This is a genomic window from Ruegeria sp. L11, from assembly GCF_056531755.1.
Genome location: NZ_JBQFMI010000003.1, coordinates 127,192 through 146,913 on the forward strand (window position 1 = coordinate 127,192; position 19,722 = coordinate 146,913).

A 19,722-nucleotide genomic window follows, 5' to 3' on the forward strand; every position below is an offset into this window, starting at 1 on the left:
CAATGAGTCCGTCTCGCGGCCACAAATTGGCCGCGATTGGTGGCGAGAGTGCAAGCTGCTCCTTCAACTGGGGAGGGTGTCTTGTTTGTAGTTCGCAACTACGTAACCATGTGCGGAACGGTCGCTTGTGCCCTGGGCATAGGCTATCTGATGCAGAACGGACCGGCTGCGCAGCAGAACCGCGCGCAGGGCGGTGTCGATGTGGCCTCTGTTGCCGATCAGTCTTCGATTCTGTCGGGACTGGACAGTATCGCTCTGACTTCGGCCACCGTATCAGATGCCGATCCGGTCACTGTTACACCGGCACCCCGCGCTGTACCCACTGCCCCCAAGACATCGAACTGCCGGATCAGCGCGCACGCAAACGCAGCACCCGGTGCCTTGGCACACTTGTCGCTGAAAGCGCCCTGCCACAAGAACGAGCGGATTGAAATTCACCATAGCGGCCTGACTGTTAGCCAGATGACGGATGCCAGCGGCGCGCTGGACATGGCGATCCCGGCCCTTTCGGAATACGCGATCTTCCTGTTTTCCTTCGAAGATGAAACAGGCACTGTCGCCACCACTCACGTTCCCGAAATAGCCGGTTTTGATCGTGTTGTCTTGCAATGGCAGGGTGATACCGAGCTGCAGATTCATGCGCTGGAATTTGGTGCCAGCTATGGCGCGGATGGCCATGTCTGGGATGACGCATCTGCCGAAGGCGCCGGTAAGGTTATGCGTCTGGGTCAGTCCGGTTCCGGTGTGACGCAGAATATCGAAGTGTATTCTTTCCCGGCCAGTACGTCGGATCAGTCCGGCACGATTGACCTGACCGTCGAGGCCGAAGTGACCGATGCAAATTGCGGCCACACGCTGAACGTGCAGTCGCTGGAGTTGTTGTCGGACCGCCGCCTGCGGTCGCGCGACATGTCCGTGACTCTGCCGGATTGTTCGCGCGCAGGCGAGTTTCTGGTGTTGAATAATCTGCTCTCAGACCTGACAATCGCGGCAAAGTAATCCGCAGGCAGGCTTGAACCTCTTATGACATTTTTCCGTGTGGCGGTGGCTGCGCTGTTTTCCGTGACGGCGGCGACCGGTGCTTTTGGGCAGGACATCACACTGACCTCGCATGATGGCAAGGTCGAAGTGACTGGCAATCTGCTGAGCTTTGACGGTGAGTTCTATCGCGTCGATACGCAATTCGGGACGTTGACCGTGGATGGTTCTGGCGTCACATGCGAGGGCCCCGCCTGCCCCAACCTGATCGATTTCGTCGCCGAGGTGCAGTTTTCCGGATCATCGGTGATGGCCGAAACGGTGCTGCCCGCCCTGATCATCGGCTTTGCCCGTCAGGAAGACCTGACCGCGACCCCCGCCCGCGTGGATGAGGACACCTTTGTTTACGAGCTGCATCAGGCAGGCCGGTCGGCGCCGCTGGCACGGTTTTTCTTTGACGTGGGCACCACCGATCGCGGGTTCAGTGACCTGATCGCGGACCGGACGGATATCGTGATGGCGCTGCGCGAGATGCGCGAGGCCGAGCGGGAGGCTGCCGAGGCTGCGGGGTTGGGTGATCTGAAGCGCGCCCGTCGGTCGCGGGTCATTGCACTGGATGCCATGGTCCCGGTCGTGGCCCCCGACAGCGTTATGCGGCAGATTTCTCTGGCGGACCTGGCCCGCATTCTGTCCGGAGAGATCAGCAACTGGGCGCAGCTGGGTGGGCCGGATGCCCCTATTGCACTGCATGTGCCAGAGGCCGGGTCGGGTCTGGCGCAGGCGGTCGAGGATCAGGTTCTGAAAACCGCCGGTGTGGACCTGACCGATACGGCGATCCGCCACAATCGCATACATGACCTGACCGCGGCCGTGGCAAAGGATCCGTTTTCCATCGGGGTCGCCAGCAAGGCATCGGCCCGTGGCACCCGCGCTTTGCCGTTGACCGGCGGGTGCGGGCATCCGCTGGCCGCGACCCGCCAGTCGATCAAGACCGAAGATTACCCGCTGAATATGCCCATGTTCCTGTATCTGCCGGAACGTCGCCTGCCCCGGATTGCGCGGCAGTTTCTGGCCTATAGCCAAAGCCCCGAGGCGCAGATGGCCATACGTGATGCAGGATATGTAGATCAAACGGCTGAAACCCTGCCGGTTGGCGTGCAGGGGGACCGGCTTGCCAATGCGGTCGTCACTGGTGGAACTGAGGTCGGACTTGAGGAGTTGCAGCGCATGATCAAGACCCTGCGCCCCTTGTCGCGCCTGTCCCTGTCGGTTCGGTTCGAACCCGGATCGTCCCGTCCGGACGCGCAGTCACGCGCCAATATTCAGCAACTGGCGCAAATGCTGGACGCGGGTACGTTGCAGGCACGCAAGGTTGTGTTTGCAGGCTTCAGCGATGGGGACGGGGGTGCCGTTTCAAATGCCCGCATCGCCCTGAGGCGCGCGCAAACCGTGCGGAACGCGGTTATCGCCGCGCTTGAAGCCCCGATCCCTGACAGTATCGCGGTTACCGCCGAAGGGTTTGGCGAGGCGATGCCCATGGCCTGCGACGACACCGAATGGGGCCGCAAGGTCAACCGGCGGGTCGAGATTTGGGTGCAGTAGCCGCTAGAGATACCCTTCGGAACGAAAGCTGAGCTCGGTCGATTTGCCGATGATCAGGTGGTCATGCAGCGTCAGCCCCAGGGCGGAACAGGCATCCTGTATGCGGTTGGTCATGTCGATGTCCGACTGTGACGGCGTTGGGTCGCCCGAAGGATGGTTGTGCACCAGGATCAAGGCCGAGGCATTCAGCTCCAGCGCCCTTTTGGCCACTTCGCGCGGATAGACGGGCACGTGATCCACGGTGCCTTTGGCCTGTTCCTCATCCGCGATCAGGACGTTCTTGCGATCCAGATAGAAAACGCGAAATTGCTCGGTCTCGCGATGCGCCATTGTTGTATGGCAGTAATCCAGCAGCACGTCCCAGCTGGATATCACGTGCCGTTGCATCACCCGCGCCCGTGCCATCCGATGCGCGCAGGCTTCGAGGATTTTCAGATCGGTGATGACCGTGTCACCAACGCCCTTGATCTGACGCAGCCGTTCTTCGGGCGCGGTCAACACGCGGTTGAAATCGCCAAAGGCATTCATCAATGCCCGCGCCAATGGTTTCACATCTTGCCGCGGGATGGACCGGAACAAAACCAGCTCCAGCAACTCATAATCCGGGATCGCTGCGGACCCGCCCGCCATGAACCGTTCGCGCAGCCGCTTGCGATGGTCTTTGATGTAGGAGGGTAACCGACCATTCGGCAGCGGCTGCGCTGGCGCTTCGTCCGTATCAAACAGCATGGGGGCTTCGGCAAAGGCGTCCTGTGTCATGCGTTTACCCTGACGCAGAATCACTTTCCGAAAGGTTAACGCACCTCTCCTGCCATACGCACGGTGGCGCGGCGGACAATCATGTGCAGAAGGATCGAAAACACGCCCAGCGTCAGCATCGCCGCAAACATCAGGTCCGTCTTGGCGCGGCCATTGGCCAGCAGCATCAGATATCCCAGACCTTGCGATGAACCGACCCATTCACCGATCACGGCACCGATCGGCGCATACACCGCCGCAAGCCGCATCCCCGAGGCCAAAGACGGCAACGCCGCAGGGATACGGATATGCCACAACACTGCGCGCTTGCCGGCCTGCATCGTGCGCGCAAGGTCCAGATACCCCTGCGGTGTCCGCATCAAACCGTCAAAAAAGGACGACGTGATCGGGAAGTAGATGATCAGGACCGCCATCGCGACCTTGGACAACAGGCCATAACCCAGCCACAGGGTCAGCAACGGGGCCAGCGCAAAGACCGGCAGGGCCTGCGTGAACACCAGCATTGGCTGCACCAGAACCCGTGCGACACGGGAATTGGCCAGCTGCAATGCGGTGACAACGCCAAGTAGCGTGCCGCAGGCAAGGCCGATAATGACCTCAATGGCTGTGATCCAGGTATGTTCTGCAATCAGCCAGCGGTTCTGCCACCAGGTTTCAGCAACCACCGCGGGGCCGGGCAGGATGAACTTTGGCAATCCGGTCAGGGTCACGATCCCCTGCCAGATGGCAAGGGCAAACAGGGTTGCTGCCAGAACAGAGAGGGACTTCATACCCCGCCCTCCCGCAGCAGCCGTAAAAGCGCGCCTTGTGTTTCCAGCGTCTGCAGATCATCCACGCTGCGCGGGGCCGGAGCAACCGGCGGGTCGCACGGTGTCAGCCCGTGTTGTGTCATGACGACGATGGATTGCCCCAGACGCGCGGCCTCGCCCGGATCGTGGGTTACCAGAAGGACAGTGCGGTCTTTTAGCGCCTCGGCGGCCAGATCCTGCATATCGGCACGGGTTCGGGCATCAAGGGCGGAAAAGGGTTCATCCAGCAACACGATCGGTCGGTCTTCCATCAGGGTGCGGGCCAGTGCCACGCGCTGGCGCTGCCCACCCGAAAGCTCGGGCGGTTTCTTGGTCATATGGTCCTGCAACCGCATCCGCTCGATCAGGCGGTCGCGCCGGTCAAGGTCAACTTTCTCGCCCCGCAGCCGCGCGCCCAACGAGACGTTCTGCGCAACACTCGCCCAAGGCAGCAACAGGTCGTCCTGCGCCATATATGCAACCCGGTCTGAAACCGGCTGGCCATCGCTGGCGGTGATCCGGCCCGAGAATTCAGCCCCGGTTTCCAGCCCGGCAATCAGCCGCAAGACCGTAGTTTTGCCAACACCCGATCCGCCCAGCAGACAGGTCCACGCCCCGGCGTCAAGCGTCAGGGTCAGCGGTGCGAACAGAGTTGCACCGTCGATCGTGGCTGTGCCGCTGATGGTCAGATCGGGCGCCGGGGTCATGGGGTCAGACCCATCTGCCAGAAGTTGACCTCCAATTCCGTGGCCGTGCGGAACGTCCGGCACAAACGATCCCAGCGGGGCGAAGACTGAAAATCCGCCCCGATCCGCCTTGTTAGAGCCGAATCCAGCAACTCGCCCACGGCGGCGCAGGCGTTCTGATAGCCCTCGTCCGCATAGGTATCGATCCAGCCGCGATAGGATGTTGATGTTGCCTCCGCAGACAGGCGGGCACCAATCTCACCATATCCCATGACGCAGGGTGCAAGTGCTGCCAGAAGATCCAGCAGATCGCCGCTATAGCCCGCCTCGAGAACAAAGCGGGTATAGGCCAGATTCTCAGGCCGTTCAGGCGTTGCAAACAGGTCTGCCTGCGAGATGCCTTCTGCTTCGCAAATGCCGATATGCAGCTTCATCTCTTCGCTGATCAGGCCGTTCACGGTACGCGACGCCGCCAGCATTTCAGCATGTGTTTCCGATTTCACCACGGCCAGCGCCCAGGCGCGCGAGAAGTGGATCAGGAACACGTAATCCTGACGCAAATAGTGCAGGAACGCCGGGCGTGGCAGCGTGCCGTCTTTTAGTGCTTCGACAAAAGCGTGGCGGGTGTAATCCCGCCACGGCCCCTGCGCCGCATCGCGCATCAGCGCAAAGGCTTTGCCATAATCGCTCATTGCGCGGTGACGTCGATGGCAATGTCGCTGACGGGCAGGACAGTGTCGATCATGCCGCTGTCGTTCAGGAACGCCTCGAACCGGGCATAACGGCCAGCGTCAAACCCGGCGGGACGCAGGGCAAAGCGCGGCAGCGTGTCGACCCATGCGCGCGCGTTCAACTCGTCCTGCAACTCGGGTGAGGTGGCCGAGAAGACCTCCCAGCTTTTTTCCGGGTTGTTGACGATGTACTGAGTCGCTTTTTCGGTCGCGGCCAGGAAACCGGCGATCTTGTCTTTGTCCATCGTATCGGGGTTGGCGACGTAGATCAGTTCGTCATAAGACGGCACGCCTTCTTCCTCGATATAGAAGCAGGTGCCGGGGCGACCTTCGATATCCATCTGGTTCAGTTCGAAGTTGCGATAGGCGCCAATCACCGCGTCCACCTGACCGGTCATCAGCGAGGGCGAGAGTGAGAAATTCACGTTGATCATCTCAACATCATCCAGCGCGACGTCGTATTTGCCAAGCACGGTGCTGAGGATGGCTTCTTCCACACCGGCGACGGAAAAACCGATTTTCTTGCCTTTGAGATCAGCAGGCGATTTGATCGGGCCGTCCTTCAGAACCAGCAGGCAGTTCAGGGGCGTCGCGACCAGCGTGCCGACCCGTTTCAGCGGCAGCCCTTCGTGGATCTGCAAATGCAGTTGCGGCTGATAGGATACTGCCAAATCCGCTTGACCAGCGGCCACCAGACGTGGCGGTGCGGATGGGTCGGCGGGGGCAACGACTTCGACCTGCAACCCCTGCTCGGCAAAGTAGCCGTTTTCCTGCGCCACGATGATGGGCCCATGGTCGGGGTTGATAAACCAGTCCAGCAGGACGGTCATCTTGTCTTCGGCCCAGGCTGGCGCGGCGGCCAGAAGGGCAAAGGCTGTCATCAGCTTTTTCATATCTCACGTTTCCTTTTCTCAGGAGGTTGAGGCCGCGACGAGGACAATCTCGCCCGGCCAAATCGGTTGGATTTTCTCGGCAGCGCGCCATGCGCGCAGCCCGGTGGCACAGCAAAGAGCAAGGCGTTGCCCTTTTTTAGAGTCTATTATTTGAATTTCTTCGGGTGAAATGCGCGTCGCATTCGGGTGAGCTGGAACCGGCGCTTCGTCCGGGTCACGCAGTTCGACAATCTGGTCTGTCTCCTTCAACTGACTGGCAGAGAGAAAGCGGAAACAGCTGTTCGGTTCCGGCGCGTCATCAAAACGAAACCCGGTGCTGCGCAGGGTTCGCGCATCATATTGCACCATCTGCCCAAGCGGGGACGGGTCAAGCCGCAAGATCAGGTTCAGCGCCATCTGCGCCTGCATGGACCCGATCACACCGACAACGGGGCCTAGAACACCCGCCGTGGCGCAGCTTGCGCCGCTATCCGGCGCATCGGGGAAAACGGCTCGCAGAGAAGGCGCGCTGCCGCAGAAGCCGCCCACATAACCCGAAAGCCCCAGTACCGAGGCGCTGATCAGTGGCTTGCCTTGTGCCAGACAGGTATCCGACAGCAAATAACTGACCGCATAGCTGTCGGCACAATCCAGAATGATATCTGCCTGCGACACCAGATCGGGCGCATTTTCCCCTGTTAGAGCCATTTTCTTGGCAATCACATCGATTTCGGCATTCAACGCACGGCATCGGTCAGCGGCGCGTTCGGCCTTTGACAGCCCGCAATCTTCTTCTGAAAACAATGTCTGGCGATGCAGGTTCGACAGATCGACGATGTCACCATCGACAATTGTGATATGCCCCACACCGGCCCCGGCCAATAGCGGCAGCAGCGGCGCGGCCAGACCACCTGCGCCGACCACCAGAACACGGGCCGCAGTCAGGCGAGCCTGTCCTTCAGCCCCAACCTCGGGCAGCAGCGTCTGGCGGGCGTACCGGTTCATCTCGTGACCTCGATCCAAGCACGCACCCGCGCTTCGGGGTCGGCGTTCAGCGTGATGTCCGTGACAGCCGAGACAATGTCGGCCCCGGCAGCCAGCACCCCCGCTGCGCGCTCGACGCTCATGCCGCCAATGCCGACCAGAGGAATGTCGCCAACCCGCGCCTTCCATTCGGTCACGCGGGGCAGGCCCTGCTGATGCCATTTCATCTTTTTCAAAATGGTCGGATAGACCGGGCCCAACGCCACGTAATCGGGGTCTATGGCCAGAACCCGCTCAAGCTCATCATCGTCATGAGTGGAAACACCCAGCTTTAGACCCGCTTTTCGGATGGTTTTCAGGTCGGCATCATCCAGATCTTCTTGCCCCAGATGAACCCAGTCACAACCCAGATCGATGGCCTGCTGCCAGTAATCGTTGATCACCAGAACCGCCCCATAGTCGCGGCACAGATCGCGCGAGGCGGCAATCTGATCGCGCACCACTTCAACCGGCTGATCCTTGATACGCAGCTGCACCAGTTTGACACCCAGGGGCAGCATCTGCCGCAGCCAGTCCGAGTGATCGAAGATCGGATAGAAACGGTCCAGCGTCATGACAGGAAGGCCTTTCCAACAACAGGGGTCGAAGGTTCGGCCATATCGCGTGCCTCGATCGGGTCTGCCTGATGGGCCAGTTGTCCGGCATGGATTGCCTGCGCCATCGCCTTGGCCATCAGAACGGGGTCACCGGCACGGGCCACAGCGGTGTTCAGCAGAACGGCATCATAACCCAGTTCCATCGCATGGGCCGCGTGGCTGGGCAGGCCGATCCCGGCATCCACCACCAGCGGCGTGTCAGGGAACTCGGCCCGCATCGACCGCAGGGCGTATTCGTTGTTCAGCCCGCGCCCGGACCCGATAGGCGCCCCCCACGGCATCAGCACTTCGCACCCCGCTTCGAGCAGGCGTTCGCCCACGATCAGATCATCGGTGGTGTAGGGAAACACCTCAAACCCGTCTTCGGTCAGGATGCGCGCGGCCTCGACCAGCTGGAACACATCCGGCTGCAAACTGTCGGTGTGGCCAATCAGTTCCAGCTTGATCCATTTGGTATCAAACACTTCGCGCGCCATATGGGCTGTGGTCACCGCCTCTTTCACCGTATGACAGCCAGCCGTATTTGGCAGGATCAGTACACCCAGTTCACGGATCATCTGCCAGAATGTCTGCCCCGCGCCGGATTCCCGCCGCAGCGATACCGTTGCAACCGCCGCACCGCTTTCGCGAAAGGCCTGTTCCAGAATGGCGGGGCTGGGATATTGGGCGGTGCCCAGCATCAAGGGGTTCGGCAGTTCGATGCCGTAGAACGTTCGCATCCTCAGCCCCCCTGCATCGGTGCGACAACTTCGATCCGGTCGCCATCGGTCAGTTTGTGCCCAATACGTAGGCTTGACGGCACGAAATCTTCGTTCACGGCGGTGGCCACACGGCCTGAGAAGCCGCATTCCAGCAACAGATCCGACAGGGTTTCCGCGCGCACATCGCGCGTCTCGCCGTTAAGCACGATCTTCATCGACCATCTCCGAATGTGTGTTGTTCAATGCCAGATCAGCGACACCCCGCGCCAGTGCAGGGGCCAGCAGATAGCCATGGCGATAAAGCCCGTTGGCATAAATTGTCCGGCCCAATCGCCGGATACGCGGCAGGTTGTCCGGGAAAGCAGGGCGCAGATCGACACCGATCTCCAACACCTCGGCCTCGCCAAAGGCCGGGTTCACGGCATAGGCCGCGCTGAGCAGTTCCAGCATCGAGCGGGCGGTGATGCGGCTGCTGTCCTCGGATTCGATCATGGTTGCGCCCAGCATGTAGACGCCATCCCCGCGCGGAACGATGTAGAGCGGCATCCGCGGATGCAATAACCGCACCGGGCGCGAAAGGGTCACATCGGGGCAACGAAGAACCAGCATCTCACCCTTCACGCCGCGCAGGTCGTGCAGATATTCGCGCGCGTGCAAACCCCGGCAGTCTATGGCGTTGTCCAGTTGCGCCGGAGCCAGCTTTCGGTGGAATTCCACGCCAGCGCCTTGCAGGTGACGATGCAGATCGCGCAACGCCTGACGAGGATCAAGGTGCGCTTCGTTTTCAAAATACAGAGCTTTACCGAACTTGCTCAGATCAGGCTCTAATTCGCATATTTTCGCCCGATCAACCTCGCTGTACCCTTCGGTTCGGCGCGCAAACCGGCGCAGGTCAGGCAGGTCACGCGCGTTGGCAACAACAAGGGTTCCACGTCTGTTTACCTGCGTTCGCTGCGTCCACCATTCGATTGCTTCCTGCCCCAGCCGCAGCACCGGTTCTTCGGCATTTTCGTACTCACACCAGGGGGCCAGCATCCCCCCGGCCCACCAGGAACACCCATGCGGGCCGGGCGGGCCGCCCGGATCGAAAACCTGCACCTTTGCGCCGCGTGACACAAGCTCGCTGGCCACGGCCAGACCCGCTACGCCCGCACCTATGACCGACCAGAGTGTCATGCGGGCCAGAGCCGGTGGAAATGGTGCACAGGTCCGTGCCCGGCACCAATCTTCAGTTCATCCGCCCGCGCGATGGCCCCTTGCAGATAATCATGCGCCTGCGCGACCGCATCTCTCAGCGGCAGGCCCCTGGCCAGACCGGCAGCGATCGACGACGACAGGGTGCAGCCGGTTCCGTGGGTGTTTCTCGTATTCTGACGCGGGGCCTGAAACGTGGCCACGATACCTGAGGGTTCGACCAACAGATCGTGGCAGACATCGCCCGACCCATGCCCGCCCTTCATCAAGACCGCACCCGCGCCCAGATCGCACAGGGCCTGGCCTTGTGCGGCCATCTCGTCCGGTGATTGCGCCGGTGTCGCATCCAACAAACATGCCGCTTCCGGCAGATTGGGCGTCAGCACAGTCGCTGCTGGCACCATCACTTCGCGCAGCGTCCGAACCGCTTCCTGCGCCAACAGCGCATCCCCGGATTTTGCGATCATGACGGGATCAAGAACAACGGGCCCTTTGAACGTTTCCAGGCCTTGGGCCACTGTGTGAATGATCTCTGGCGTGGCAAGCATACCGATCTTAATGGCCTTCACGTCCAGATCGCTCAGCACCGCGTCGATTTGAGCGGCAATGACATCCAGCGGAACCCCATGCACCGCAGTGACGGCTTGCGTGTTCTGCGCCGTAATGGCGGTAATGACGCTTGCGCCGAATACACCCAACGCCGACATCGCTTTCAGATCGGCCTGAATCCCGGCGCCTCCGCCGCTGTCAGACCCTGCGATGGTCAGGGCAATTGCCGCCATGTCGTTGCTCCATCTTCTTTGGGCAACGAGGTAGGGAAAACGTCTGTGTTCATAAGACCGTTCCCTACGCCGGAATTGCCCGGATCAGGTTCGATGGGTTAGCGCGGTTGCGCCTCTCAGCCCTGATACGGGCACCCCAACGGTTGTCGCGGACAATTTCAGGGTCGACGGTCGGAATCAAGACCCAATTTGGCAAATGCATTGCCACTTTTGGTCATATGATAAGGCCAATTGAGTGTCTTTGGGAAGTGTTTTGCGAGGCTCTGCCTCGCGCTCCGGGATATTTAGAGCCAGATGAATAAAGGATCCCTGCTTCATCTGGCCGGAAATATCCCGGGGGAGGCGCCCGGAACGGGCGGCGGGGGCAGAGCCCCCGGGGTAACCCTGGTTGTCAGCTTTTCATGCCGTCCCAGAAGGATTTGACGGATGAGAAAAAGCTTTTTGATTCCGGGTGGTTGTCTTCGCCCAGATCATCAAACTCGCGCAGCAGTTCTTTTTGGCGGCTGGTCAGGTTGACCGGGGTTTCAACCGCCAGTTCGATGAACATGTCGCCAACACCGCCGCCGCGTAGTGCGGGCATGCCTTTGCCGCGCAGGCGCATTTGCCGGCCCGACTGGCTGCCTGCCGGGATTTGCACCCGCCCACGCCCGCCATCGATTGTCGGAACCTCGATCGATCCGCCCAGCGCAGCCTTGGCCATGCTGACCGGAACGCGGCAATAGAGGTTTACGCTGTCGCGTTCGAACAATTTGTGATCAGACACTTCCACAAAGATGTAGAGATCGCCCGGAGGGCCACCGCGCATTCCGGCCTCGCCTTCACCTGCCAGACGAATACGGGTACCGGTTTCGACACCAGCGGGAATGTTGACCGACAAGGCGCGATCTTTTTCGACGCGACCTGCACCCTTACAGGATTTGCAGGGGTTCTTGATGATCTGGCCCAGACCCGAACAGGTGGGGCAGGTTCGTTCGACTGTAAAGAAGCCCTGCTGCGCCCGCACCTTGCCCATGCCGGAACAGGTGGGGCAGGTTGTCGGCTCGACCCCGCCCTCTGCACCGGTTCCTTCGCAGGAGGAACAGGCCACGGCTGTCGGTACATTGATGGTTTTCTGCTGGCCCGAGAACGCCTCTTCCAGCGATACGCGCAGGTTATAGCGCAGGTCCGAGCCGCGCGCGGCGCGTCTGCCGCCGCCACCACGTTGCCCGCCCATGAAGTCGCCGAACAGGTCGTCGAACACATCCGAGAACGCGCTGGAGAAATCGCCCTGCCCAAAGCCGCCGCCAGGCCGGCCACCGCCGCCCATGCCGTTTTCGAACGCCGCATGGCCAAAGCGGTCATAGGCCGCCTTTTTGTCGGCATCGCGCAGCACGTCATAAGCCTCGTTGGCTTCCTTGAACTGCGCCTCGGCATCCGGATTGTCCTTGTTGCGGTCCGGATGCAGCTCTTTGGCTTTCGTGCGAAAGCCTTTCTTGATCTCATCCGCCGAAGCGCCCTTGGACACGCCGAGCACTTCGTAATAGTCGCGTTTTGACATCAGTATTTCCTTCTGCCTCAACGTAAATAGGCCGGCCCGGCATCCGGACCGGCCTACATTGGCCCGGTTACCCGTTAGTTACGCTTGTCGTCGTCCAGATCTTCGAACTCGGCATCGACGATATCGTCTTCACCTGGTGCGGCATCTGCTGCGACAGGCTCGTCCTCGGCCTCTTCGGACTGCGCCTTGTAGATGGCCTCACCCAGCTTCATCGCCGCTTCGGTGACGTTCTGGATGCCAGACTTGATCTTGTCGGCGTTGTCAGTTTCCAGCTCGTCCTTGAGTGCGGCGATGGCCAGTTCGATGGCTTCGATCGTGGTCGGGTCGACCTTGTCGGAATGCTCTTCCATCGACTTTTCGGTCGAGTGGATGAGGCTTTCCGCCTGGTTCTTGGCATCGACCAGCTCGCGGCGTTCCTTGTCGGCTTCCGCGTTCTCTTCGGCGTCCTTGACCATCTTTTCGATGTCTTCGTCGGACAGACCGCCCGATGCCTGGATTGTGATCTTCTGTTCCTTGCCGGTGCCTTTGTCCTTGGCCGAAACCGAGACAATGCCGTTGGCGTCGATGTCAAAAGTCACCTCGATCTGGGGCATGCCACGCGGTGCGGGCGGGATGTCTTCGAGGTTGAACTGACCGAGGATCTTGTTGTCCGCAGCCATTTCACGCTCGCCCTGGAACACGCGGATGGTCACGGCGTTCTGGTTGTCCTCGGCGGTCGAGAAGACCTGAGACTTTTTCGTCGGGATCGTGGTGTTGCGGTCGATCAGGCGGGTGAACACGCCACCCAGCGTCTCGATGCCCAGCGACAGCGGGGTCACGTCCAGCAGAACCACGTCCTTGACGTCGCCCTGAAGAACACCGGCCTGAATGGCGGCACCCATGGCAACCACTTCGTCCGGGTTCACACCCTTGTGCGGCTCTTTGCCAAAGAACTTCGTGACCTCTTCGATCACTTTCGGCATCCGGGTCATACCACCGACCAGAACAACCTCGTCCACGTCAGCAGCCGACAGACCGGCGTCTTTCAGAGCAGCCTGGCACGGCTTCATCGACTTCTTGATCAGATCACCGACCAGGGATTCCAGCTTGGCACGGGTCAGTTTCATGACCATGTGCAGCGGCTGACCGTTCGAACCCATCGAGATGAACGGCTGGTTGATCTCGGTCTGCGAGGTCGAGCTGAGTTCGATCTTGGCTTTTTCGGCGGCTTCTTTCAGACGCTGCAAGGCCATCTTGTCAGCAGACAGATCGACACCGTGTTCCTTTTTGAACTCATCCGCCAGGTAGTTGACGATGCGCATGTCAAAGTCTTCACCACCCAGGAAGGTGTCGCCGTTGGTCGATTTGACCTCGAACAGGCCGTCGTCAATTTCCAGAATGGTCACGTCGAAGGTACCGCCACCAAGGTCATAGACTGCGATGGTTTGGGTTTCCTGCTTGTCCAGACCATAGGCCAGAGCGGCAGCTGTCGGTTCATTGATGATCCGCAGCACTTCCAGACCGGCGATTTTACCGGCGTCTTTGGTGGCCTGACGCTGTGCGTCGTTGAAGTATGCGGGAACGGTGATGACCGCCTGCGTGACTTCCTCACCCAGATAGCTTTCCGCGGTTTCCTTCATCTTACCCAGAGTGAAGGCCGAAATCTGGCTTGGGGAGTATTTTTCACCGCGGGCCTGAACCCATGCGTCGCCATTGCCACCATCAACGATGGTATAGGGCACCATTTTCTTGTCTTTTTCGACTTCGGCATCATCCACACGACGACCGATCAGGCGCTTGACGCCAAAGATCGTGTTGTCGGGGTTGGTGACCGCCTGACGCTTTGCAGGCTGACCGACCAGTCGCTCATCTTCAGTGAAGGCGACGATCGAGGGCGTGGTCCGCGCCCCTTCGGCGTTTTCGATAACCTTCGGCTGCGAACCGTCCATGATGGCCACGCACGAGTTTGTGGTCCCGAGGTCAATCCCGATTACTTTTCCCATTTTTGCAATCCCTTTCTCTTCAAGGCGATGTCTCGACGACAGGACCCGTTTCGGCATCCCGCCCCCGATCTGATGTGCGCGACAGCACTACCATCGCGCGTCCCGGCGTATATAAGGGCGAGACCAGAGGCCTGCAAGCACCGTAGAACGCAGGTTTTAGGGATTCTGATGCCTTTTTTGGCAAGGAATTGGAAAGGATTGGGGTTTCCGGAATGGCGCGATTGGTTTTGCGGGGGTTCGATATCAGGAAAGGTTATCTTGATCCTGCGGCCCAGTCGCGGGTGATCGCGGATTTGCGCCCGATTCTGAAAGCCGCGCCCCTGTTCCGACCGGTTACTCCTTCGGGCAAGGAGATGTCGGTTCGGATGACCTCGGCAGGCGATCTGGGTTGGGTGACCGACAAGGCGGGGTACCGGTATCAGGATCAGCACCCCAAAGGTGGTGACTGGCCGGAAATCCCCGCCGCCATTCTGGATATCTGGCGCGATCTGGTCAGCACCGAGCGAGCGCCCGATTGCTGTTTGATCAACTACTACGGGGAAGGCGCAAAAATGGGCCTGCACCAGGACAAGGACGAGGCAGATTTTTCATGGCCCGTCCTGTCGGTTTCGCTGGGTGACGATGCCTTGTTTCGGATTGGCAGCACGACGCGCGGCGGCAAGACCGAGTCGATCTGGCTGAGCTCGGGGGATGTTGTTGTCATGGGCGGTCCGGCGCGGCTTGCCTATCATGGTGTGGATCGGATCAGGTTCGGATCCTCGCGCCTGTTGCCCAAAGGCGGGCGCATAAACCTTACGCTGCGGGTCGCGCGCTAGCGGCGCGCATTCCAGCTTTTCGAGACGTGCTGACGGGTAAAGAATTCACCCATAAGACCGATCATCAACAGGGCGATTCCAACCCAGGCCGCGTATTCCCAGCTGGTGTTTCTTGGATAATAGTTGCGGAACACGAACCCGCGGGTCTGGTCGATGATGTGAAACAGCGGGTTCCAGGCAAACATCATCAACAGCCCGCCACCCAATGCGTTCGCAATGAACATCTTGCCGGAAAACACCATGTTCAGACGGCGATATATATTGGTTAGCATCGAAACGGTCGTCGGGGCCCACGGTTTCAACGCCATGAACACAAGCCCCACCGCGCAGCCGGTAAACCAGGCCAACACCAGCATTGCGAAGGCGCCGCCGGGGTTCTGCACCTCAAGCGGAGCAACCGCGACGCTGTAGACGAACAGGATGATGAACATGGCCAGCAGGAACTTATAGAAAGTGCTGAAGGCCGCCGCGAGAATCGTGACCATCACGTTCATCGGCGAATGCAGCATCATTGGGTTATTGGAGGATCCAACCCCGGAAATCGCGCCGATCGATTGTATGTGCAACATGAACGGGAACACGCCCGACAGGACATACAGCAGAAATTCGCCCCTGATCCTGGCGACCCCGCCCCGGCCCATCAGCGACATCAGCAGATAGAACGTGACCATCATCACCAGCAATTGCACAACGTTGAGCAGGATCGCGATCACCGCATTCGGATGCTGCGCGCGCACGTTCCGCACCACCGCGTGGAACACCAGTTCCGCAGTCGTCAGTGCACCGCCCAGCAGCGTTTGATTGCGCTTGTAATAGAACACTTAAAGGGTCTTTCCTGCCTCGTCGTCCCTAACCTGGCATGAATATCTTGCCGTTCGGTAACCGTCGCATCATAAGTCGGTCACGAGTTTGGATCAACAAACCACAGGAACGGAGCATTTTTGTGACCTACGACGCGCTTATTCCCGTCATCCGGCGTCTGGCCCTTGAGGCAGGCGACAGGATCATGGAAATCTATGAGGCAGACGATTTCGACGTCAAAGTCAAATCAGACTCCAGCCCTGTGACCGAAGCGGATGAGGCAGCCGATGCGCTGATTTCAGCCGGGTTGCGTCAGGCCTTCCCCGATATCCTGCTGATCACCGAAGAACAGGCCGCCTCGCATTCCGAAAAGGGGGATACCTTTCTGATTGTCGATCCGCTGGATGGCACCAAGGAATTCATCAACCGCCGTGGCGATTTCACCGTCAACATCGCGCTAGTCGAGAACGGAACACCGACACGGGGCGTGGTCTATGCCCCGGCGCGGGGCCGCATGTTCTATACGCAGGCCGATGGTCAGGCAGTCGAGGAAACGGGCGCGTTTGACAAGGATGCACCCGGCACCCTGACCCCAATATCAGTCTCTAACCCGGACAATTCCGCGCTTTTGGTCGTGGCCTCAAAATCGCACCGGGATCAGGCCACCGAGGATTACATCAACAAGTATCAGGTCAAGGACAGCAAAAGCGCTGGATCGTCTCTCAAGTTCTGTCTGGTTGCGACGGGCGAGGCGGATCTTTATCCGCGGGTCGGGCGCACGATGGAATGGGATACGGCGGCAGGGCACGCGGTACTGGCCGGGGCCGGAGGCCGGGTTGTGCGGTTTGACGATCACGCGCCACTTGTCTATGGCAAAGAGGGCTATGCGAACCCGTTTTTTATCGCGTACGCTCCGGGTGTTAAGCTGAAGGAGGCCTGATGTCAGTTCTGATCGCCATCCCCGCCCGCTATGCCTCGACCCGGTATCCGGGCAAGCCTTTGGTGCCGCTGACCGGCGCGACCGGCGTTTCGATGACACTGATCGAACGGTCCTGGCGGGCGGCCACTTCTGTTGCGGGCGTGGACCGGGTTGTGGTCGCAACCGATGACGACCGCATCCGCGAACTGTCCGAAGGCTTTGGCGCCGAGGTGGTGATGACCTCGGAAAACTGCCAGAACGGCACCGAACGCTGCGCCGAGGCGCACAAGGTTCTGGGCAGCGGATATGACATCGTGGTCAACCTTCAGGGCGATGCACCCCTGACACCGCATTGGTTTGTCGAAGACCTGATCACAGGGCTGCGCGCGGCACCCGACGCTGGCGTAGCCACACCCGTCCTGCGTTGCGACGGGGACGCTTTGAACAGCTTGCTGAACGACCGAAAACATGGCCGTGTTGGCGGAACAACCGCCGTGTTCGGGCGCGACAACAGCGCGATGTATTTCTCGAAAGAGGTCGTGCCCTTCACGTCAGAAACCTTTGGCGGGGATGAACCCACGCCGGTGTTTCACCATGTCGGCGTCTATGCCTATAGGCCTGATGCGTTGGCGGCCTATCCGGGCTGGCCAACAGGCCCTCTGGAAAAGCTGGAAGGTCTTGAACAGCTCAGGTTCATGGAAAATGGCCGCAAGGTTCTGTGCGTCGAGGTTGACGCCAAGGGCCGTCAATTCTGGGAGCTGAACAACCCGCAGGACGCGCCCAAGATCGAAGAGATGATGGCGGCGATGGGGCTGGAGTAGCCGGTTTTGCCCATGACGCCCCGCGGTTCCCATATCTCGATAACAGGCAATCTGGTTCCAAAGGACGCTTCATGAAACCAATCCTCGTGACCGGTGGTGCCGGATATATCGGGTCGCATGCCTGCAAGGCGCTTGCGCAGGCGGGTTATGTTCCCGTGACCTACGACAATCTGGTCACCGGCTGGCAGGATGCGGTGAAATACGGGCCGTTTGAACAGGGCGACCTGTTGGACCGGGCACGCCTGGACGAGGTATTTGCCAAGCACAAGCCGGTTGCGGTGATGCATTTTGCGGCCCTCAGCCAGGTGGGCGACGCGATGCGGCAACCCGGGCTGTACTGGTCGAACAATGTTACCGGATCGCTGACGCTGATCGAGGCCGCGGTTGCGGCGGGCTGTCTGGATTTCGTGTTCTCGTCCACATGCGCCACCTTTGGCGAGCATGACAATGTGGTGCTGGACGAGGCCACCGCCCAACACCCGCTGAACGCCTATGGTGCATCAAAGCGCGCGATCGAGGACATCCTGAGGGATTTCGAAGCGGCCCATGGGCTGCGCCATGTCATTTTCCGGTATTTCAACGTTGCTGGTGCCGATCCCGAAGGCGAAGTGGGCGAGTTTCACCGGCCTGAAACCCATCTGATCCCCCTGATGCTGGATGCGATTGATGGCAAGCGCGAGGGTTTGACCGTTTTTGGCACCGATTACGAAACGCCCGACGGCACATGTATTCGCGATTATGTCCATGTCTGTGATCTGGTCGACGCACATGTTCTGGGGCTGGGCTGGTTGGAACAGGGTAAAGAAAGCCGTGTTTTCAATCTGGGTACCGGCTCGGGGTTTTCCGTGCTTGAAGTGATCGAGCATTCCAAATCCGTCACCAACCGCCCGGTCCCGTATTCGGTTGGTGCCCGACGGGCGGGCGATTGCACCAAGCTGGTGTCCGGCTCTGTCCGCGCGCAAACCGAACTGGGGTGGAAGCCGAAAAGGTCAACGTTAGAGACGATGATTGCGGATGCCTGGCGCTGGCATCAGAACGGCCACTACGAGAAATGAGGCCCCGGTGACGTCCAATACGGTTCAGACACTTCCTGATATCGGTTGGCGACAGGAATACCGGTTGCGCTGGAAACGGCGACGCCTTCTTTGGCGTTCGATGCGCAGCCGCCATCAACTGACCTGCCTGAAAGATCAGACAAGCAGGATACAGTGCAACGACATTCTGGCCTTTACCACCTTGCGGAATGAAATCACCCGCCTGCCCTGGTTCTTCCACCACTATCGCCAGCTGGGTGTGAGCCATTTTCTGATCGTCGACAACGGCAGCGATGACGGCTCGGCTGAATTTCTGCAGGATCAACCGGATGTGTCCCTTTGGCAGACCCGGTCCAGCTATCGCGGATCACGCTTTGGGCTGGACTGGCTCAGCAGGCTACAGATGCGATACGGCCATGGCCATTGGTGCCTGATGGTCGACGCGGATGAGCTGCTGGTTTATGCCCGGCACGACCGCCATTCCCTGCATGAGCTCACAGAATGGCTGGACCGGCAGGGGCGGGCCGGGTTTGGCGCATTGATGTTGGATCTGTATCCAAAGGGGCCGTTGGGCGGCCAAACCTATGACCCGGACACGGACCCGACCAAGGTGCTGAACTGGTTTGACGCAGGCCCGTATCGCGCGCAGCGGCAAAGCCCGATGGGAAACTTATGGGTTCAGGGCGGCGCACGCGAGCGGGTGTTTTTTGCCCAAACGCAGCAGCGATCCCCGACGCTGAACAAGATCCTGCTGATGCGCTGGTCGCGGCGATATGCCTATGTAAACTCGTGCCATTCCGCCCTGCCCCGCCGCCTGAACGCAGTGTATGACGGGCCAGCCGGCGACACCCCGTCCGGCGTTCTGCTGCACACGAAATTTCTGCCGGACATTATTGAAAAATCTAAAACTGAAAAGCTGCGCCGCCAGCATTTTCATGACCCGAACCAGTTCGCTGCGTATTACGATCAGATACTCAATCAACCAGACATGTGGACCCCCCAATCGGTGCGCTATACCGGCTGGTCGCAGTTGCTGGAGCTGGGGCTGATGCGTGACGGCGGCTGGTGTTGAAAACAAAT

21 protein-coding genes and 1 riboswitch are annotated in these 19,722 nt (G+C 60.0%); of the genes, 7 read left to right on the forward strand and 14 right to left on the reverse strand.

Going from position 1 to position 19,722, the window contains the following annotated elements; genetic code table 11:
* Positions 1 to 81 precede the first annotated feature (81 nt).
* Together ACR0CE_RS08830 and ACR0CE_RS08835 are read left to right on the forward strand one after the other, a co-directional pair.
* Positions 82 to 999, forward strand: a complete 918-nt coding sequence (locus ACR0CE_RS08830; protein ID WP_480831961.1) for a hypothetical protein — start codon at positions 82 to 84, stop codon at positions 997 to 999.
* Positions 1,000 to 1,023: 24 nt separating this feature from the next.
* Complete coding sequence (locus ACR0CE_RS08835; protein WP_480831963.1) at positions 1,024 to 2,580, forward strand: phosphate ABC transporter substrate-binding/OmpA family protein; 1,557 nt, start codon at positions 1,024 to 1,026, stop codon at positions 2,578 to 2,580.
* Positions 2,581 to 2,583: 3 nt separating this feature from the next.
* Here the strand turns inward: ACR0CE_RS08835 and radC are convergent, their stop codons facing one another.
* The 13 genes from radC to dnaK all read right to left on the reverse strand — a co-directional run bounded on the left by radC (position 2,584) and on the right by dnaK (position 14,252).
* Positions 2,584 to 3,339, reverse strand: a complete 756-nt coding sequence (gene radC / locus ACR0CE_RS08840; RefSeq protein ID WP_480831965.1) for a RadC family protein — start codon at positions 3,337 to 3,339, stop codon at positions 2,584 to 2,586.
* Positions 3,340 to 3,374: 35 nt separating this feature from the next.
* The gene (locus ACR0CE_RS08845; RefSeq protein WP_480831967.1) at positions 3,375 to 4,109 is read right to left on the reverse strand and encodes an ABC transporter permease; all 735 of its coding nucleotides are present in this window, start codon (positions 4,107 to 4,109) and stop codon (positions 3,375 to 3,377) included.
* Positions 4,106 to 4,834 (reverse strand): ABC transporter ATP-binding protein, encoded by a 729-nt coding sequence (locus ACR0CE_RS08850; RefSeq protein ID WP_480831969.1) that lies wholly within the window; start codon positions 4,832 to 4,834, stop codon positions 4,106 to 4,108. The genes ACR0CE_RS08845 and ACR0CE_RS08850 overlap by 4 nt, the downstream gene beginning before the upstream one ends.
* Complete coding sequence (gene tenA, locus ACR0CE_RS08855) at positions 4,831 to 5,505, reverse strand: thiaminase II (protein WP_480831971.1); 675 nt, start codon at positions 5,503 to 5,505, stop codon at positions 4,831 to 4,833. Before tenA ends, ACR0CE_RS08850 begins: the two co-directional genes overlap by 4 nt.
* Entirely contained in the window at positions 5,502 to 6,437 is a 936-nt protein-coding gene (locus tag ACR0CE_RS08860) for an ABC transporter substrate-binding protein (RefSeq protein WP_480831973.1), read from the reverse strand. Before ACR0CE_RS08860 ends, tenA begins: the two co-directional genes overlap by 4 nt.
* A gap of 18 nt (positions 6,438 to 6,455) precedes the next feature.
* Positions 6,456 to 7,421, reverse strand: coding sequence for a HesA/MoeB/ThiF family protein (locus ACR0CE_RS08865; protein ID WP_480831975.1), 966 nt, complete (start codon positions 7,419 to 7,421; stop codon positions 6,456 to 6,458).
* Positions 7,418 to 8,014, reverse strand: coding sequence for a thiamine phosphate synthase (locus ACR0CE_RS08870; RefSeq protein WP_480482463.1), 597 nt, complete (start codon positions 8,012 to 8,014; stop codon positions 7,418 to 7,420). Before ACR0CE_RS08870 ends, ACR0CE_RS08865 begins: the two co-directional genes overlap by 4 nt.
* Entirely contained in the window at positions 8,011 to 8,775 is a 765-nt protein-coding gene (locus tag ACR0CE_RS08875; RefSeq protein ID WP_480474355.1) for a thiazole synthase, read from the reverse strand. The genes ACR0CE_RS08870 and ACR0CE_RS08875 overlap by 4 nt, the downstream gene beginning before the upstream one ends.
* 2 nt (positions 8,776 to 8,777) lie before the next feature.
* Complete coding sequence (gene thiS / locus ACR0CE_RS08880; RefSeq protein ID WP_480494004.1) at positions 8,778 to 8,972, reverse strand: sulfur carrier protein ThiS; 195 nt, start codon at positions 8,970 to 8,972, stop codon at positions 8,778 to 8,780.
* Positions 8,956 to 9,933 carry a glycine oxidase ThiO gene (gene thiO, locus ACR0CE_RS08885; RefSeq protein WP_480831978.1) on the reverse strand — a complete coding sequence of 326 codons (978 nt, stop codon included), beginning with the start codon at positions 9,931 to 9,933 and terminating at the stop codon, positions 8,956 to 8,958. The genes thiS and thiO overlap by 17 nt, the downstream gene beginning before the upstream one ends.
* Complete coding sequence (gene thiD, locus ACR0CE_RS08890) at positions 9,930 to 10,733, reverse strand: bifunctional hydroxymethylpyrimidine kinase/phosphomethylpyrimidine kinase (RefSeq protein ID WP_480831980.1); 804 nt, start codon at positions 10,731 to 10,733, stop codon at positions 9,930 to 9,932. The genes thiO and thiD overlap by 4 nt, the downstream gene beginning before the upstream one ends.
* 44 nt (positions 10,734 to 10,777) lie before the next feature.
* Positions 10,778 to 10,882, reverse strand: a riboswitch (TPP riboswitch).
* A 242-nt stretch (positions 10,883 to 11,124) separates the two neighbouring features.
* Positions 11,125 to 12,270, reverse strand: coding sequence for a molecular chaperone DnaJ (gene dnaJ, locus ACR0CE_RS08895; protein ID WP_209598968.1), 1,146 nt, complete (start codon positions 12,268 to 12,270; stop codon positions 11,125 to 11,127).
* Between the two features lie 74 nt (positions 12,271 to 12,344).
* Positions 12,345 to 14,252, reverse strand: coding sequence for a molecular chaperone DnaK (dnaK, locus tag ACR0CE_RS08900; RefSeq protein WP_480831982.1), 1,908 nt, complete (start codon positions 14,250 to 14,252; stop codon positions 12,345 to 12,347).
* A 212-nt stretch (positions 14,253 to 14,464) separates the two neighbouring features.
* Between dnaK and ACR0CE_RS08905 the strand changes: the two genes are divergently transcribed.
* On the forward strand, positions 14,465 to 15,067 hold the full coding sequence (locus ACR0CE_RS08905) for an alpha-ketoglutarate-dependent dioxygenase AlkB family protein (RefSeq protein ID WP_480554325.1): 603 nt from the start codon (positions 14,465 to 14,467) through the stop codon (positions 15,065 to 15,067).
* On the opposite strand, the gene ACR0CE_RS08910 is transcribed toward ACR0CE_RS08905, so the two are convergent.
* Positions 15,064 to 15,888, reverse strand: a complete 825-nt coding sequence (locus ACR0CE_RS08910) for an ABC transporter permease (protein ID WP_267364436.1) — start codon at positions 15,886 to 15,888, stop codon at positions 15,064 to 15,066. The two genes, ACR0CE_RS08905 and ACR0CE_RS08910, sit on opposite strands and share 4 nt — an antisense overlap.
* A gap of 122 nt (positions 15,889 to 16,010) precedes the next feature.
* Here ACR0CE_RS08910 and cysQ point away from each other — a divergent pair, with 122 nt between their 5' ends.
* The 4 genes from cysQ to ACR0CE_RS08930 all read left to right on the forward strand — a co-directional run bounded on the left by cysQ (position 16,011) and on the right by ACR0CE_RS08930 (position 19,714).
* Complete coding sequence (gene cysQ / locus ACR0CE_RS08915) at positions 16,011 to 16,808, forward strand: 3'(2'),5'-bisphosphate nucleotidase CysQ (protein WP_209506913.1); 798 nt, start codon at positions 16,011 to 16,013, stop codon at positions 16,806 to 16,808.
* Complete coding sequence (locus ACR0CE_RS08920; protein ID WP_480831984.1) at positions 16,808 to 17,608, forward strand: 3-deoxy-manno-octulosonate cytidylyltransferase family protein; 801 nt, start codon at positions 16,808 to 16,810, stop codon at positions 17,606 to 17,608. The genes cysQ and ACR0CE_RS08920 overlap by 1 nt, the downstream gene beginning before the upstream one ends.
* A gap of 71 nt (positions 17,609 to 17,679) precedes the next feature.
* Positions 17,680 to 18,663 carry a UDP-glucose 4-epimerase GalE gene (gene galE, locus ACR0CE_RS08925; RefSeq protein ID WP_480831985.1) on the forward strand — a complete coding sequence of 328 codons (984 nt, stop codon included), beginning with the start codon at positions 17,680 to 17,682 and terminating at the stop codon, positions 18,661 to 18,663.
* Positions 18,664 to 18,670: 7 nt separating this feature from the next.
* Positions 18,671 to 19,714 carry a glycosyltransferase family 2 protein gene (locus ACR0CE_RS08930; RefSeq protein WP_480831987.1) on the forward strand — a complete coding sequence of 348 codons (1,044 nt, stop codon included), beginning with the start codon at positions 18,671 to 18,673 and terminating at the stop codon, positions 19,712 to 19,714.
* Positions 19,715 to 19,722: the final 8 nt, after the last annotated feature.

What these genes read in the sequence shown, in the direction of transcription:
- thiD (WP_480831980.1), bottom strand. Translation starts at nt 10,733, where the DNA reads ATGGCGGCAATTGCCCTGACCATCGCAGGGTCTGACAGCGGCGGAGGC.
- ACR0CE_RS08865 (WP_480831975.1), bottom strand. Translation starts at nt 7,421, where the DNA reads ATGAACCGGTACGCCCGCCAGACGCTGCTGCCCGAGGTTGGGGCTGAA.
- thiS (WP_480494004.1), bottom strand. Translation starts at nt 8,972, where the DNA reads ATGAAGATCGTGCTTAACGGCGAGACGCGCGATGTGCGCGCGGAAACC.
- tenA (WP_480831971.1), bottom strand. Translation starts at nt 5,505, where the DNA reads ATGAGCGATTATGGCAAAGCCTTTGCGCTGATGCGCGATGCGGCGCAG.
- radC (WP_480831965.1), bottom strand. Translation starts at nt 3,339, where the DNA reads ATGACACAGGACGCCTTTGCCGAAGCCCCCATGCTGTTTGATACGGAC.
- dnaJ (WP_209598968.1), bottom strand. Translation starts at nt 12,270, where the DNA reads ATGTCAAAACGCGACTATTACGAAGTGCTCGGCGTGTCCAAGGGCGCT.
- ACR0CE_RS08870 (WP_480482463.1), bottom strand. Translation starts at nt 8,014, where the DNA reads ATGACGCTGGACCGTTTCTATCCGATCTTCGATCACTCGGACTGGCTG.
- ACR0CE_RS08920 (WP_480831984.1), top strand. Translation starts at nt 16,808, where the DNA reads ATGTCAGTTCTGATCGCCATCCCCGCCCGCTATGCCTCGACCCGGTAT.
- ACR0CE_RS08845 (WP_480831967.1), bottom strand. Translation starts at nt 4,109, where the DNA reads ATGAAGTCCCTCTCTGTTCTGGCAGCAACCCTGTTTGCCCTTGCCATC.
- ACR0CE_RS08905 (WP_480554325.1), top strand. Translation starts at nt 14,465, where the DNA reads ATGGCGCGATTGGTTTTGCGGGGGTTCGATATCAGGAAAGGTTATCTT.
- thiO (WP_480831978.1), bottom strand. Translation starts at nt 9,933, where the DNA reads ATGACACTCTGGTCGGTCATAGGTGCGGGCGTAGCGGGTCTGGCCGTG.
- ACR0CE_RS08860 (WP_480831973.1), bottom strand. Translation starts at nt 6,437, where the DNA reads ATGAAAAAGCTGATGACAGCCTTTGCCCTTCTGGCCGCCGCGCCAGCC.
- dnaK (WP_480831982.1), bottom strand. Translation starts at nt 14,252, where the DNA reads ATGGGAAAAGTAATCGGGATTGACCTCGGGACCACAAACTCGTGCGTG.
- ACR0CE_RS08835 (WP_480831963.1), top strand. Translation starts at nt 1,024, where the DNA reads ATGACATTTTTCCGTGTGGCGGTGGCTGCGCTGTTTTCCGTGACGGCG.
- ACR0CE_RS08850 (WP_480831969.1), bottom strand. Translation starts at nt 4,834, where the DNA reads ATGACCCCGGCGCCCGATCTGACCATCAGCGGCACAGCCACGATCGAC.
- galE (WP_480831985.1), top strand. Translation starts at nt 17,680, where the DNA reads ATGAAACCAATCCTCGTGACCGGTGGTGCCGGATATATCGGGTCGCAT.
- ACR0CE_RS08875 (WP_480474355.1), bottom strand. Translation starts at nt 8,775, where the DNA reads ATGCGAACGTTCTACGGCATCGAACTGCCGAACCCCTTGATGCTGGGC.